Origin of the sequence: Limnohabitans sp. T6-5 (genome assembly GCF_003063315.1) — a bacterium.
GTDB lineage: Bacteria > Pseudomonadota > Gammaproteobacteria > Burkholderiales > Burkholderiaceae_C > Limnohabitans_A.
Map to the genome: position 1 here is coordinate 273,298 of NZ_NERV01000002.1, position 14,756 is coordinate 288,053.

The window sequence follows — 14,756 nt, forward strand, 5'->3', positions numbered from 1 at the left end:
ACAATTTCTTAACCCCTTCAAAGGAGATCCTCATGGAAAACGCCAGCATCAACCCCGTCATTAACCCTACTCATTGCATGACGAAAAAAAATCGCAACTTGGTTCAACGCGGATTCACCTTGCTTGAGCTGACAATTGTGCTCATCTTGATCGCGGTTCTTGCCTATCTGTCAATGCCCAAAATCCGGGCCTACATGATCGAGGGCCGAGTTGAATCGCATGCCAAGGCGCTTGCTGAGGCAGTGATGCGCATCCGGGCCAATACCGAAGGTGCAGGCCCAACGCCTTACAGCAGCGTCACTACAGCCACACTGGCCAACACGCTGCGCGATCGTTCGACGGCCATGACAGTGACCGGTGCTGGTGCCGCCGCTGCTGTTTCCCATTCGCTGGGCGCAACCGGCTCCCTGGTAACCGTGGCCACGGCACAGATCACAACGGGCGGCGATTCCTTTACCGTGACGTTCCCCACGGTGCACAACGGTGCGTGCCCAAGTTTCAGCACACAGATCCAAAACACGGCAGAAATCATCTCGATCAACGGAACCGTGGTCAAGTCCATCCCAGCTGGCACTGCGTACAACGGCCAGGCTGCGCAAGACGCATGCACAGGCGGCGACACAAACGCCTTTGTCTTCACGTTCCGCTGAGTGTTGCTGACATGCACAAGGAGTTGAGTATGCCCCCCCATCAGCCCCGTCCAACAGGGCGCAGTACTGGTCATGCCGCTCGTCGGCAAAAGGGCTTTGCCCTGCTTGAGCTGACTATCGCCATACTCATCTCCGGTGTGTTGGCCCTTTGGGCCAGCACAAAGCTGCAGCAGATCTCAGACGACGCCACGGCTCAGGCAACAGGCATTCACCTGGACACACTCGCATCAGCTGGCCAGAAATACATCCTGGTCAACTACATGGCTCTTGCCGCAGCAACTGATGTGCCTGCAATTGTCAATGACTTGGCCCCCACGCGGGACGAATTGATTGCTACAGGCCGTTTGGCTTCCGGTTTTCCCGCCTGGACCCCATCCAATCAGCGTGCCCAGGTCTACGTGACCAAGTCAGGCTGCCCAGGGGCAAACTGCGTCATCACGGCCAACGCATGCCTGATGGCTGCATACCAAGTTCGGGGGAAATACCGTGACGATGAAACCACCAATGTGATGATGGCCATGTCTGGCCGAGGTGCACGGTCTCATTCGGACAATCCAGCCCTGGTCAGGGGCGCAAACATGAGCATCGCCAACCCCTTGGGGGCGGTGACCGGCATCGTGTGCGGTCAATCGAATGTGGATGCAGGGCTTTACGACACGTTCGTCAAGATGAACGACAACCGGGACCCGAATTTTCAGGGGGGGCTCACGGTCAGCGGCACAAATGCCACCGGGGAAGCGATGCGGGTAAACGGTGACCTGGCTGTGGTGGACCCGGCCACAGGTCAGGTATGCGTGCAGATCCTCAAGTCTGGAGTGATCAACATCAATTGCCTGGGGCAGCTCAATGCCACGACAGGCACTTTTACCGGGCCACAAGGCATGGTCAAAGTGGGTGCCACGGGGACCAACTACACCGTTGATACAGCCGGAAAAATTCGTGGTGATGCCGGATTTTGGACTGCGATGGGCAGCGTGTTTGGAGACAACACGCTGGGCGTTCGGGCCGCAGGGACGGTTTTCACCATTCAAACCAGCTCCGGGGTCGATGGCCTTGCAGTTCATGACAGCGGCCGCACTGGATCACGCAACTCCATGGCCACGCCGGTTCTGGGCCTGACTGACCCTGTTGTTCCTGGCCAGGCCTGTTCTAGCGCGGCTGCTCAAGTGGGCGCCACCCAGGTGACAACGGCGGCTACAACCGTGCTTCGCTCAATTTCAGGCGGTGGACTTGCAATCTGTGACCAGACCTCCGGCCAATGGGTGGCGATCTCTCGATCTGCATCCAGTGGCGGCGCATGCACAACCAATGGCACCTCCGCCATTTCAAGTGTTGGCGTGATGCTCATCTGCACGAATGGTCAGTGGGCCTCCCTCATGGACCGATTTGGCTACATGGTGGCGGCAGAGACCTGGCGGGCAGTCGATGGCTCTGTGATCCCCAAACCAAGCTGTGGAGCCGGGTCAACAGGTACACGCTTGATAGCGACCCCCGGCAATGAGCAGCAAAACATTCAATTCGTCAACCGATTCATCACTGACAACGGGACCAGCTGGACATTGCGCATCACGAACGGCAATGGCGGAACTATTGCAGGCGACGTGATCGTGATGTCTTATTGCACGTACTGATTTTTTAACCAGAAGTTTTTTACCACCAAGGAGAACGCTATGAAAATTACAACCAAAATCGCAGGATTTCTGATGTCCTGCCTGACACTGTACGCATCAGTGCAGCCAGTCGACTCAATGGCTCAAAACACTGAAATGGCACGGCCTCGGTCGACCATTGATCTTTCTCGAACTGATCGATTGACTGGAACTCCATCTGTAGATCCAACCTCAGTTCCTTCTTGCCCCGCTGGTTCAACTTTATCGGGGGGCGCCTGCGTACTGATTTCGAATCAGGCTACACCTGTGCAAGGATCACTTTGCGGTTTTTATTCGACTTTGGGAATTATGGACACGATGACTGTATCGTCTTCTCCCTGCAATGGATACAACCCATACACGCCTGGACCGTTTGCTCACTTATGGACTTTCAGTTGCCCCTCTGGTTACACCAAAAGAACATCGGAAGATCGAACATGGGCTACCTGTATAAAAGACTGATTTCGAATCAGAGCACAGGCCAGCGGTCATGGACAAGCAACTTTCTAGGTGAGATTCGCTGTGAAAGTTATCGATCAGAGTGGGGCGTCCAATGTGTAGAAATCTTGTCAGACGGTCGAGTCAAGTTTCGACATGGCAGTGGAATTTTTACGTCCCAAGTTCCAGCTGGAAATTCGGCTGTAGGATTTGCTAAGTCATCAGCAGGAGCAGACGGCTCGGAGGGGCAAATCACATTTACTGTATGGCCAATAGTGACAGATGAAAACAGATTGAATGGCACAGCGCCCAAATCATGGACTTGTCGCAATGGGGCGTTGCCAGAATGGATCGAATCGGCTTGTCCGAAAACAAATTAAGCGTTATCAAGGATCAGGTTTCGCTTTCTACCAACGAGCCTGATTTCGAATCAGTCAGCATATGGCAAGAGTTGGACTGCGTATTTTTTAGACCAGCGGCAATGTAAGACAGCGCATGGTCTAAATTTTTGCGTGAGCATACGTAGCGACGGTGGTCTAACCTTTACAAGTCACTATGGTCGAGAAATTTGGCAAGCGAACGCACCTTTCATGTTTAATGGTTTATCGAGGTGTTTTGTTGATGCATCTGGGACTGAATATCATCTGAGTGCATCTTCAATGGGGCAAAGTTTTGTTGCAGGAAGCGCTCCCACTTCTTGGGCTTTCAATTTGTCAACGACGATATCGAATTGGAACATTGACAGTCCGAGCAGCTGTGATTCCCTTGCCCTTTGATGGCGTCAGCTAACGATGCCCACCTGATGTGGGCATCATCTTTTTTAACCCTTCGAAGCGCCTGATTTCGAATCAAAACACAACGGCACCTAAGCTGGTGTCAGTAGCTACACTTTATGACGGGAGACCGAATTCCTGCCCGGATGGTTACTCAGAATTGGTGTCGTGGACTTCAAGCGAAGGAACTGGAGATTCGAGCCAATTCATAAGCCATACGATCTGTGCAAAGCAGTAGCCGGATATTGAATCGATCCGTTGGCGGATTTCGAATCAGAGCGCAGGTGTTCGATCCTGGACAAGCTACTTTTTGAACCAGCAGAAATGCGACAGTGTTGACTGGCCAGCTTGTGCGACCATCCTCAGCGATGGTCGAGTCCAAACATCCAGAGCAGCTGTCAGCACAACATTTGACGTGCCACATGCATGGACGGCGCTTTCAGCAAAATCGTCTTCAGCCGGTGATGGGTGCAGCTACATTTCCGAAGTCAGAGTCGAGCCCGTTTTCTCAAGTGCGGAGCGCCTGAATGGGCTACCACCTTCTGACTGGGTATTTCACAGTTTGAAGTACGACACCGGTTGTTGATATTGGATTCGAGCCCGCCTTTTGACGGGATCAACTTTGCCAATCAGGCGCTTCAACGGCAGAAATCTATCAATGCCCTCTCTGCGGGTATCGACTTCAAAATCAGATCAGATGCCGCCGCCAGAAGTGTTGTTGTAAATGTGCATGGTGACCAGGCCTGAGCCTGTTGGACAGGGCGCTGGCACTGTACCTGGCCCCCAGGGTTTTCGAACTTCAGTGAGGCCCATTCCCCACACGCAGACGACTTGTTCCGCATAGTCCACGCCTGGCTCAGGCGTGAAAATAAATGGCTCAGTCGCCCATGTGCCTCTTGTGCTCTGATTCGAAATCAGCCTCTTCACAAGGTTCAATAAGGCGATGCCCGCTTCAAGCGGGCATCGCCTTAAAAATCAGTCCGCGCTCGATCCATTACCGCTTGGTATGCAATTTGGATTGGAAGAGTCAATGACCTCCCAATCTGTAGGAGGTATCCCTTGAAATCGTGCGAGGTTCGCATTTTGGGGTTGAATGGTGGGACCACAAACCGAACTGATCGCATTCATACCAAACGGAGTTGGATAAATTGGTCCACCTTGGCCGGTCCAAGGGTTATATGTTGGAATGCCGCCTGGATATGTGATTTGTTGTACTTGACCGTCGCTCAAGATTTTGTAGCAAGGCCCTCCCCAAAGATAACTCGTGGTGTCGCATCGTTCTTGCCCGACAAAGTAGCTCGTCCACGAGCGCTGGCCTGCGTTCTGATTCGAAATCAGGCGCATTAGTGAGTGAACGAAAAAATGCCCGCGATGTGCGGGTAGCACTGAAGTTTAATTTGGCCCAGAACAGGCGTTGCCATTATCAGCCGTAAAAACCAAGGTCCAACCAGTAGGAGGTCCACCCGCGACCATATTCATTCCGACCGGACTTGCAACAGTTGATCCATTCATAGCGCCTCCTTGACCGCATCCAGCATAGTGACCCACTGGCGTTAATTCAAAAGGTGCGGGGTAATGCCCCCCCGTCACCCCTGTAACTGGATACCGAAAGACGGATGAACCATCAGCTTTAATTTCCAGACATCCAGAAACAGTGCATTTCGTTTGACCAGGAAAGTACGAGGTCCAGCTCGGTCCATACGCCCCCTGATTCGAAATCAGCCGCACTTCCAGCTGGTAGTAATGACGCTCCAATTCGATGGAGCGAAGCCATTCAAAGCTTCGGCGTTGGTAAATACTGGTTTAATTTCATGGTCCCAGCATGTTGGGCTAGGGGTAGCGTCATGGACTGTAGAGTTACCGATTGGCGTTGGGAATGTGTATCCATATACAGTTGTAATTGATCCGTCACTATTAATTCGGTAATCGCCTTTACGCTGCCCAAGAAAATAGCTCGTCCATGCACGCACGCCAGTTGACTGATTCGAAATCAGGCGCTTCGGGAGTCCGTAAAAAACGACCCTGCATCGTTTTTTACGGTAGACCCCACATGTTCAGTTTCATTGGCATATCGAGTCATAACTTCCATAGAGCACCTGCCAGTTCGAGGGGGCTGCGCCTTTAAGTCTGTCTGCGTTGCTCAAAATGGGGCCAATAAAAATGCTTGAATGGGTATAAACGCATGCACCATCTCCCGTTACTTTATTTCTTTCAATTGGATTATTCCCCAATGGAACATCAAAAATTTCTGGTCCCCATTGCGGAAATTGGATTCGGCCATCACTGAAGATCGTGGCGCATACCCCATAAGAGCATCTGCTTTGATCAAGAAAATAACTCGTCCACGATGGCAATCCTGTTGCCTGATTCGAAATCAGGATATCTACCAGACCGAAAAAGACGATGCCCGCATTGAGCGGGCATCGATATCGAAATCAACGAATAGTCACTACCCAATCAATAATTTCTGATGGTGTGCCCAAAAAATTTGATTTATTTGAGTTGTTCAAGATTGGTTTAGCCGAAATAATTGAACCCTGAATATACCCACCGTCAGCTTGCCACCCGTCCAACGTAAACGCTGAAGAGTTATTTGCGTAAGGGACATCGTTTACACCCTCCAAATATCCTCCAGATGTCAGCTGTAAACGACCATCATCAAGAATTGCGATGCACCAACTTCCCTGCACACACTTCTGCTGCCCAACGAAGTGACTTGTCCAAGAACGGATGCCTGTAGCCTGATTCGAAATCATGTCTTCACACAAGAAAAGAAGCGTGAGCCCATATTTCGGTCGAAGTAAACCTCGCGCATTAAATATCCAGATGGACAACCCTTGTCCAGGCTAAGGCCTAGGCAGTCAATTTTAGATGTCAATGATATTTCACCAGTTTCACCCATGGCAAAGCCTATGCTTGACCCGCACATAGAACCTGCAGGAATGGCCGCCTGATTCGAAATCAGCCACTTCGTGAGGTCGAAATGAGCAATGCCCACAGTGAGTGGGCATCCTCAAAATTCGATTCAAGGCAACGAGAGATTCTCTACCTTCATCTCCATGAATCCAGAGCCAGTTGGACAATTGGCGAGATCACCAAGACTCGTTGCTTTGGCGCCCATACCCCACACACAGGCACCAATGGCATCTGCTTTCGCACTTCCATTCCAAACTCTGAAAATTTCGGTGGCCCAGGTCCCTTTTGCATTTGCAACCTGATTCGAAATCAGGCACGGCAGCATTCTCTCGCATAAGGCTGCAAAAAGGGAATGTTGATCATCATGCGGCCGCAGTTCGAGCAGGTCTTGAGCGCGGCGAAAGCACTGTCAACAAGCTCTATCAATTCAACACAGGCTTCGAATGTGACTGTTGAATTTGGTCTAAGCATTTTATTTAAATAGGAATAGGCATAGGCACAACTCAGTGGTGATTCTGTTTTGCGCCACGATTCGCGAAACAGGAGCCAAAACATGGTCAACTCGTCATTGTCTTTTACAAGCGCTTTTTTTAACTCGTCTCGGCCGTTCGATTGAAGATTTGTGTCTCCAACAATTTCAATGACCTGATCGACTGGAACCTCGATAGCGCGCGAAATTGATTCGGGTGACGCATCCCAATCTTGCATTAGGTTGACCCATTGGATTTGTTGGTCAGTCAGCATAGAAACTCCTTCTTTGAAGTCTCTAATTTATGCTGTTCAAGCAAAATCAAGACGTCAAATGTTCCCTTGAAATTCGTCTCTTTTAAAAAAAGCGCCCAAATTTGGGCGCATTTGCTTATGCGTTCTGCTCTAGTTCTGCTCTATCTTGTACCCCGTGAGCGACTGCTGCACACGTCTCAATGAACCCAGGCGGGGATGTACATACGTCGAGGCCGTCAACTTAATGTCCGAGTGTCCCAGCATGTCTGATACCGCCTTGATGTTGCCGGTTCGCTCCAGCATCACCGTGGCGCTTGTGTGCCGCACGCGATGTGCGCTCACCGTGTACCCAAGATGCCGCGACAAAGCCTCAAATGCACGGCTGATGTGCTCGTCCAGCATTCCGGGTGATTTGATCCTCCCAAGCGACAGCAAAGGCAGGCAGAACACCTGGTCATCTGGTCGTACAGGCAGGCCCGATTTCAGCACAATCTCAGATCGCAGTTCACGTAGTGCCTGGCTGATCCAAGCTGGCACGGGCACAAGCCATTCCCGCTTGCTTTTAGAGCCCTCTGAGGACATGAGCAGGGCTGAGCGAGACAACAAAACGTGCTCCCATTTCAGTTCAACTATCTGTCGCCGACGCATGCTTGTGAAGTGCATCACTGAAAACAACAAACGCCAAAATTTGGTCGGATTCAAGCCACTCACGCTGTCTGAATCCAGCAAGGTCATCGTGCGCCTGTACCAAGAAGATGGAACGGTTTTCGGCCGCTTGGCCCCCACAGGAGCTGGGCCTACTTTGACGAAGGGTTGGGACTGAACTCGGCCCTCGGCAATGGCAAAATTGATCAGTGCCCGAAGGTGACGTCGGTGCTTGTTGTAGCTCGTCGGTCGCATGCGCTCCAGGCACCAAGCGCGGTGTGAGAGCAACACATCCACATTCAGTGACTCCAGTCGGACGGAGGTCAACGCAAAGCGCTCCATATTGCGAATGGCATCTTCGTAAGACCGAACTGTCGATGGCCTCAAAAGCTTGTACCGGGTGTAAACAGCGAGCAGGTCACGCAAGTCAATGAGCTGATTCATAAACCAAAAAAAAACGGCGCAGCAAAAGTGCTGCGCCGTTAAAGCCCCGCATTTGGGGCAAGGAGGAAGCTGTTTACTGGCTCAAAATCGTCCCAGTACGGAAAGTAAATTCTTTTGTCCAAGTACCCAACAGATTTCCCGCACCGATCAGTCCGGTGCTGGTACCAGACAAGGCAACGACGTATTCCGAGTTGTCCGCAAGTCGTGTGGTCGGCACTAAAAAGACTTGGTTGCTGAGCAAACGGCGCTGCGGATCGTTAGCGGCTGTGAGTGTTGTTGTTACAACGGCCGCACCGTTTTTCAGTGTGATTGTTCCAGATGTGAGTGCAACCGTGGTGTTAGGACCGGAGGTGATGTAAATGGGGTGCCCATATGGCGACGTATTTCTATCGCCTGACAATGGGAATGGATCGGGTTTTTCTCCTTTGAAAGCAGGAATAAGCTCGGTCATGCCAGCACAAGGAAAAGTAAGTATTGCATCAGGGGCAATCAATTGACCAGTTGTGTTGTTAACAGGCACTCCAGTATCTATATTCAATGTTTTGGCATTCGAAGTACCATCGTTTAAATATTGGAAATTGGAAATACCAATCCCAATCTGCGTTGTTTTTTCCATTAATCCTGAAAGGTGATAAACCGTCGAGTACAACAACTTCAATATATTAGTCGATTGAAAGTCTGTGCTAGAATACTCAGGGTTAGAAGAATACCAAGAACCCCATGCCTTTTGTGCAAGATTCTCATTTCCATATGAGAAATCATAGTTAACGTATTTAAATCTGTCTGTAGGATTAATTCCTGTAAAGCCGGATGAGCCCTGTGTCTCATCATGTGTATTTGCTATTTTATTCAGTGCAATGTAATTTGCATGATTTTGCGCAGCAAGATCAAGTTTTGCGTTTTGTGATAATTTACCGAATCCACATTTCGACCGGTCTTCATTCAGGCGGTTGAAAACTGCCACTTTCTCCGAGGCATAAGCACCGTTATACACGGCATCAGAAACAGTGGTCACCAATGCCGAGCCATTGCCACCGCTTGCGGCAATCGACACGGTGACTGATTGGGTGGCTGAGCCATCAAGGCTTTTGAGGCTCAAAACATCAATTGCAGCGCTGGATGGTGCCTTGGATGCGTCAAGCGTATAGCGCCAAGTTGCAGTAGCCCCAGTGATAGCCACTGACCACAAGCCATAGCTGCCAGCAAGGGTGCTTGGCAGTGCAAACGTGGATTGGCCCGCATCAGGATCGACCACAGTCAGCACGCCCGTGGCCGTCGTACTGGATGCAGTCACCGCTCCGCTAGACGAGCCAGTGATCGTGGCCAGGTTGTTGTTGACGCCACCACTTCCCCCGCCACCGCACGCAGTCAGCAAAAGGGCTGATGCGCACGTAGCCAGCAAAAGAGGACGTGAGAATTTGGTGTTTGTCATGAGAACTCCATGGGGTTGTTGAGGTAAAACCCACGCGTGGGGAGCGCGAAACAGGATGTGCGTCTATGGGACTTAATGACGCTATTTAAGATTTTATGCAATCATAACGAATGCTTAATGACTTAGGTTGACAGCCCTCTTAAATTTCATCCCTGAAAACTCAGTTTGAAGCGCCGTTGGGTGCTGCCATAGGGGCAATGGCCAGGCGTTAGGAGGCCGCAGGCTTTGCCTATGCAGCAGCACCCCTATTACTCAAGGCTGAATGGCACGGGAAACGATTTGCACTTATGAGTGTGATTTAAACAACCGTTCAAGCGAGTAACATTGCGATACAATGTATCGCAATCAATAAAAGGAGGCTGCCATGGCTACCACCACAATGGTTCACGTCCGCGTGGACGAACAAATTAAAGCGCAAGCCACCGAGACGCTGGCCGCTATGGGCCTGTCCCTTTCGGACGCTGTGCGCGTTTTTTTGATGCGCGTCGTTGCCGACAAGCAAATGCCGTTCACGCTCAAGGTGCCGAACGCCGAAACTCGATCAGCGATGGCCGAAGCCGACGAGATTGCGCGCACACGCCGCGCTCGCTTTGACACTGCTACTGAATTGTTCGATGACCTTGAAAAAAACAGCGGCAAGTAAACGGGCCCCGTTGCCGCGTGCGGCGGACTATGCAAAGTCCTTCCTGAAGGACTGGGAGCGGTTGTCACGTTCTGGCCGGTACGACATGAACCGGCTCAAGGAAGCCATGCTCTTATTGATCGCCAACGATGCCCCGCTTGGAGCGGAGTGGCTCGATCACCCGTTGGGTGGCGACTGGGAAGGGAGTAGGGAGTGCCATATCGGCGGTGATTTTTTGCTGGCCTACAAAATCGACGACGACGGGAAACATGGCCTGATCGTATTCGTGCGCGCCGGCACGCATGCCGATCTGTTCGAGTAATACAGGCGCGCAGGAGCCTGGCCTCTGCCAGGGCCATTGTCCGCACCCCCTTGTGTTCTTCTCCAAGCGACCGACATGGTGCGTGACGTGCAAGCTGGAGGCAGGCTAAGCAAGAGGGTGAGGATGACGAATTTGCCTAACTTTGATTTTTCGGGGACTGGGAAAATTTAGCCTACTTCGTCAACTCAACGATTCGGTTTGCCAAAGCTGTAAAAACCTCATTGAAGTTGTCGCGACTGCGAATCATGGTTTCTTCGGCGTGGCCAAAAACTTTTCCCACAGATTTGATTTCTTGATCAGTCAAAGCATAAATGGGTTTCGAGAGTTGCTGACTAATTGCAATCAATGAGTTGAAGTCCGGAACGTGTGCAAGATCAAAAGGTGTGAGCCCTGTTCCATTCAGTAAGCTTTCAATTTTTTCACGCTCAATAACAAGGTTCAGTTGATTTAAAGACGGAACAAATTTGTTTGCAATGGCATCACGAATTTTATCAATCCAAGTTTGAAACGATGTCGCCGGTTTGTCGTTCCGAGGTCTGTAGCGCTGCTGAATAGCACCAATGAATTTCGGTTCATTTTTAATTGAAAAACTTGGAGACTCGAAATCATTATCCTCTTTAAATCTTTTGATTTCCCGGTGCCATTTTTTTATATTTTTTTCCAAAGAACCAATGGCTTGTAAGCAAAAATAATCCGGTGATGTTGGAACAATAAAGTAATCGCTCGACATTAACATCACTTCATTGAGGCCCCCAACATTTGGACTCAAATCGTAGAGAACGTAATCAGCACCCATGTCTTTAGCAACAAGGCTGAGAATTTTTGGCAAATTGCCAGGAATGTTCCGGGTGGATGGAATTCCACTTGCGATCTTGAGCGAGACACTGATCTGCGAGTCAAGATCAGAGACATCCAGATGACCAGGCAGCAAGAAAAGATTGTCATGGCCAGTTTTGAAGACCTTGGCTCGTTCGTTCCTCAAAAACTCATCGGGCGTGTTTCCGTCAATCAAGGCACGCACAATTGGGCCAAGGGTGAGGATGTCTCTGTTGCTGTAGAAGGCATCCATTTTTTCATCATCAATGGCCTGAAAACCCAGCACAAGCCCCGTTAAATTGGTTTGAGCATCCAAGTCAACCATCAAGACCTTGTGACCAAGCCGAGCAAGACCCCAGCCAAGATTGAACGTGGTCGTAGTCTTGCTCACACCACCTTTGTGATTAAACAGGCAAATTGATTTCGTCATTTACAACTCCGTAGCATCTATTGCCGGTTTTTTTTAAAACACAAACTTGTGTATATTTTACTGGCTTAGCGTGGTGAGGCGATAGGGCGACGCCTTGTTGACAGCCCTCGTAAATTTCATTCCCCAGAGTCTCGCCCAAGCTTGGCTGGAGCGCTTTTGGGATGCGTCGACATCACCGCTGGCATCAAACCAGGTGTTGCTCACCACGGCAATGCGGTCAACGCCCAGCACCCCGTAACGCATCCATGACCAAGGCAGCAGCTCTTCCCAGCAAAAAATTGCCCCCAGCCGTACTGACTTTCCATCGAGGGTGATGTGCAATGTGTCCGGGGTGTCAAACCACCTCGATTGCATGTGCCCCTGTTGCTGCCACGGATGCCATGATCCAATGGGCACCGTGGCTGATGCTCGAAGTATCCCTCTGGTAGCGCCCATCAAAATCAGGGTGTTATCAGCCGTCTGATCAGGATGAACATGTGCGCCACCAATGATCAATGTTTTGCCTGCTATCGAGTAACGATGCGCCACTTCATCCCATAACCATTGGGTTCTGACTTCAGAGGCACCAAGGCTATTCTCCGGAAACAGGATTGCGGCCCCGGGCGAGTTCAATGCGGCCTGAGCTCGGTCAAGCAGCTCGAATGTTCTGTCGTAGCGTGCCTGAACATCTGAATCTGAAAAACGGGGCAGGGCGGTGTGCACTGGCGTCACATCTGGCCATGTCAGTTGTCGCGGATCTGTCGTCGTAGAAAATGCCATCAAGACAACGACGCCCATCACCAACGCCCCCGCACTTGGTGCAGCGGCCGCCAGCATCATGAGCAGGATGTACGCCGCGATCCCCCAAATTCCCCAGCCTTCAAACAGCCATCCGCAAGCCGTCAGCAATGAGCCGTAGTACGTGGTCCCAAAAGGTGGCAAGGTCAAGATCACGATGGCCATCAACATGCCCCACGCACGCCTGGATGCATTCTTTGACCAACACAGCGTCCAAAGGCCCGCATATATGACGCTGTAAACGCCCCAAATCAGCCAGGCTGAATAGAGTGACCACTGATTGAAAACCGCTAGTGCGGCGGGCGCATTCACCCCCGTGGCCATGATGTATGCGAGCATCACGGCGCCCGCGTGCAATCTTGAGTTGGCCGCTCCCCACAATATCGGCATGAGCATGAGTACAAGCAAAGCGGCATCCGCCGATTGCGCGCTCCAGGCGATACGACCAATGCAGGCAGCAACAAAGGGCAGGGCAGTCACTCTCATGCATGCCGACCCCAGGGCTCGTGTCGATGCTAAAATTTTCACCAGTCTCGACCTGTTATCGAGCCCGCTATTACGCGAGGGGACGCGCCCCAAGGCCTCTGGCCATTGAGTCGCTTCATCAACTTTTGAAAGTCCCCCCGACATGCGCCTACCTTTCCCACCTGTTGTCATTGATGCGCGAAGTCATTTTGCGCACCGCCACTTGCCGCCAGGCAGTTGCGTTTTCCATTCTGAATTTCTGCACCTGGGTGTTGGCCGGGTCACGGCCTGCGAAGGCCTAGAGCGATGGATCAGCTTCGATCTACCTGACGATGACCTGACCATCCCTGCCTGGTTGCCGCACACGAGCCCAAACAATCAATTGCCCAAATTTTTGTTGCGAAAGTTTAACGTGAAGGTCTTGCAATCAGCTAAATAGTTTGCTAAATTGAAGGCTCTTGTACCGCTGGCTCGCCAGCACCAGGAACGCAGCGCAAGCTGCACCAAGCCGTTCGGTTCCAAGACATTTTGTCTGGCGGCACTCGCAAGAGGGACAGGAGCATTTTTGTTATCAACCCACTGGGGATTCCTATCCCCGGCGGGGCATGGAATTCCCTTTTCTTTTTAGGAGAGTTCCATGTCTGAAATCAACACCCAATCTTCTGCCAACGCTTCTAACAGCGCCAAGCAACAGGGTAACAACTACGTCGATATGCACACCATGGGCATTGGCTATCTCAGCCGTGTTCGTGAAGTGCCAGTGCGCAAGGGCAAACCTTTCGTCTCCTGCTCCATCAGTGGTTTCCACGGTGAAAAAGGTGTCGAAGATGGTATGACCTTCGTTCCGTTCGATGTCAAAGCTGCGAGCGCCCAAGCACACGATGTTTTGAAGCAATTCGAAACTCAAGCCAATGACCGTGACTGCAAAGTCATGATCAAGTTCCGCATCGGTGATCAGTACATTGACACCTATCGCGTGACAAGGGGCGACCGTGCTGGCCAGATCGGCTACGTGTTGAAGGGGCGTTTGCTCCAAGTCACTCACGTATGGATCAAGGCCGCCGGGCAATCGAGCTACGCCCTGGCGTACGAGAAGCCTGCAGCACAACCCGAGACGCCCGCCCAAGCCCCACAGGCTGACGGCACCAACGGCTGATCGGTCGATCCAGTCCAGCCACCCCATCCGGGGTGTGCTGGCGGATTTTTCTCCGCGCAAGATCAGCCGCAAGGTCGTCGACCACATGAAATTTAACAAAGAACAGAATGAGGGCTTTGCCCGATTTCTCGATACGATTGCCGCATCAGCACTCATTGGTGCTGTTGTTGGAATGACTGGTCATAGCGTATTGAGCTTTTGGGAAATGGCGACACTGTTCGCCATTTGTCCTATACTGCTAATCGCTTCAGTTTATCTTCGGAGGCCGAAATGATAGTCACGCTCATTCTGATTACCACTGTTTTAGTCTTGACTGCCTGGTACATCGGCTCTCATCGAGCAGATTGATCAGCTACTCATGCACTGAATCACTGAATTAATGCTCCTAAGAGCCTTTTGGATAGCCCACTGTTTTCACAGCGGGTCTTCCAAAATGATTTCTTGAAGGCCTGACTGGTGTGCCTAACACCAGCACTGCGGGCTTGCCCGTACCCAAAG

12 protein-coding genes are annotated in these 14,756 nt (G+C 51.3%); 6 read left to right on the forward strand and 6 right to left on the reverse strand.

From position 1 onward, the window contains the following. Positions 1–77: 77 nt before the first annotated feature. On the forward strand, positions 78–650 hold the full coding sequence (locus tag B9Z51_RS06910; protein ID WP_233254866.1) for a type II secretion system protein: 573 nt from the start codon (positions 78–80) through the stop codon (positions 648–650). A 29-nt stretch (positions 651–679) separates the two neighbouring features. Beyond that, positions 680–2,281, forward strand: coding sequence for a type II secretion system protein (locus B9Z51_RS06915; protein ID WP_158272844.1), 1,602 nt, complete (start codon positions 680–682; stop codon positions 2,279–2,281). Positions 2,282–5,945: 3,664 nt separating this feature from the next. On the opposite strand, the gene B9Z51_RS18180 is transcribed toward B9Z51_RS06915, so the two are convergent. The 4 genes from B9Z51_RS18180 to B9Z51_RS06940 all read right to left on the reverse strand — a co-directional run bounded on the left by B9Z51_RS18180 (position 5,946) and on the right by B9Z51_RS06940 (position 9,670). Then, positions 5,946–6,266, reverse strand: a complete 321-nt coding sequence (locus tag B9Z51_RS18180; RefSeq protein WP_146187702.1) for a hypothetical protein — start codon at positions 6,264–6,266, stop codon at positions 5,946–5,948. Between the two features lie 469 nt (positions 6,267–6,735). Beyond that, on the reverse strand, positions 6,736–7,170 hold the full coding sequence (locus B9Z51_RS06930; RefSeq protein ID WP_108373143.1) for a hypothetical protein: 435 nt from the start codon (positions 7,168–7,170) through the stop codon (positions 6,736–6,738). 129 nt (positions 7,171–7,299) lie between these two features. Continuing rightward, positions 7,300–8,238 carry a site-specific integrase gene (locus B9Z51_RS06935; RefSeq protein ID WP_108373145.1) on the reverse strand — a complete coding sequence of 313 codons (939 nt, stop codon included), beginning with the start codon at positions 8,236–8,238 and terminating at the stop codon, positions 7,300–7,302. A 73-nt stretch (positions 8,239–8,311) separates the two neighbouring features. Continuing rightward, entirely contained in the window at positions 8,312–9,670 is a 1,359-nt protein-coding gene (locus tag B9Z51_RS06940; protein WP_108373147.1) for a CAP domain-containing protein, read from the reverse strand. 364 nt (positions 9,671–10,034) lie between these two features. Between B9Z51_RS06940 and B9Z51_RS06945 the strand changes: the two genes are divergently transcribed. Next, complete coding sequence (locus tag B9Z51_RS06945; RefSeq protein ID WP_233254867.1) at positions 10,035–10,313, forward strand: type II toxin-antitoxin system RelB/DinJ family antitoxin; 279 nt, start codon at positions 10,035–10,037, stop codon at positions 10,311–10,313. Continuing rightward, complete coding sequence (locus tag B9Z51_RS06950) at positions 10,285–10,614, forward strand: type II toxin-antitoxin system YafQ family toxin (RefSeq protein ID WP_108373149.1); 330 nt, start codon at positions 10,285–10,287, stop codon at positions 10,612–10,614. Before B9Z51_RS06945 ends, B9Z51_RS06950 begins: the two co-directional genes overlap by 29 nt. A 172-nt stretch (positions 10,615–10,786) precedes the next feature. On the opposite strand, the gene B9Z51_RS06955 is transcribed toward B9Z51_RS06950, so the two are convergent. Both B9Z51_RS06955 and B9Z51_RS06960 read right to left on the reverse strand, forming a co-directional pair. Next, complete coding sequence (locus tag B9Z51_RS06955; protein ID WP_108373151.1) at positions 10,787–11,860, reverse strand: ParA family protein; 1,074 nt, start codon at positions 11,858–11,860, stop codon at positions 10,787–10,789. A 57-nt stretch (positions 11,861–11,917) separates the two neighbouring features. Beyond that, positions 11,918–13,123 (reverse strand): hypothetical protein, encoded by a 1,206-nt coding sequence (locus B9Z51_RS06960; RefSeq protein ID WP_108373153.1) that lies wholly within the window; start codon positions 13,121–13,123, stop codon positions 11,918–11,920. A gap of 616 nt (positions 13,124–13,739) precedes the next feature. Here B9Z51_RS06960 and B9Z51_RS06965 point away from each other — a divergent pair. Further along, the gene (locus tag B9Z51_RS06965) at positions 13,740–14,258 is read left to right on the forward strand and encodes a DUF3577 domain-containing protein (RefSeq protein ID WP_108373155.1); all 519 of its coding nucleotides are present in this window, start codon (positions 13,740–13,742) and stop codon (positions 14,256–14,258) included. A 34-nt stretch (positions 14,259–14,292) separates the two neighbouring features. After that, positions 14,293–14,532 carry a hypothetical protein gene (locus tag B9Z51_RS18800; protein ID WP_146187703.1) on the forward strand — a complete coding sequence of 80 codons (240 nt, stop codon included), beginning with the start codon at positions 14,293–14,295 and terminating at the stop codon, positions 14,530–14,532. Positions 14,533–14,756 lie beyond the last annotated feature (224 nt).

Bases quoted from the DNA above. Each gene is read 5' to 3' on its own strand.
- B9Z51_RS06910 (WP_233254866.1), top strand. From the start codon at position 78: ATGACGAAAAAAAATCGCAACTTGGTTCAACGCGGATTCACCTTGCTT.
- B9Z51_RS06915 (WP_158272844.1), top strand. From the start codon at position 680: ATGCCCCCCCATCAGCCCCGTCCAACAGGGCGCAGTACTGGTCATGCC.
- B9Z51_RS18180 (WP_146187702.1), bottom strand. From the start codon at position 6,266: ATGATTTCGAATCAGGCTACAGGCATCCGTTCTTGGACAAGTCACTTC.
- B9Z51_RS06930 (WP_108373143.1), bottom strand. From the start codon at position 7,170: ATGCTGACTGACCAACAAATCCAATGGGTCAACCTAATGCAAGATTGG.
- B9Z51_RS06935 (WP_108373145.1), bottom strand. From the start codon at position 8,238: ATGAATCAGCTCATTGACTTGCGTGACCTGCTCGCTGTTTACACCCGG.
- B9Z51_RS06940 (WP_108373147.1), bottom strand. From the start codon at position 9,670: ATGACAAACACCAAATTCTCACGTCCTCTTTTGCTGGCTACGTGCGCA.
- B9Z51_RS06945 (WP_233254867.1), top strand. From the start codon at position 10,035: ATGGCTACCACCACAATGGTTCACGTCCGCGTGGACGAACAAATTAAA.
- B9Z51_RS06950 (WP_108373149.1), top strand. From the start codon at position 10,285: ATGACCTTGAAAAAAACAGCGGCAAGTAAACGGGCCCCGTTGCCGCGT.
- B9Z51_RS06955 (WP_108373151.1), bottom strand. From the start codon at position 11,860: ATGACGAAATCAATTTGCCTGTTTAATCACAAAGGTGGTGTGAGCAAG.
- B9Z51_RS06960 (WP_108373153.1), bottom strand. From the start codon at position 13,123: ATGAGAGTGACTGCCCTGCCCTTTGTTGCTGCCTGCATTGGTCGTATC.
- B9Z51_RS06965 (WP_108373155.1), top strand. From the start codon at position 13,740: ATGTCTGAAATCAACACCCAATCTTCTGCCAACGCTTCTAACAGCGCC.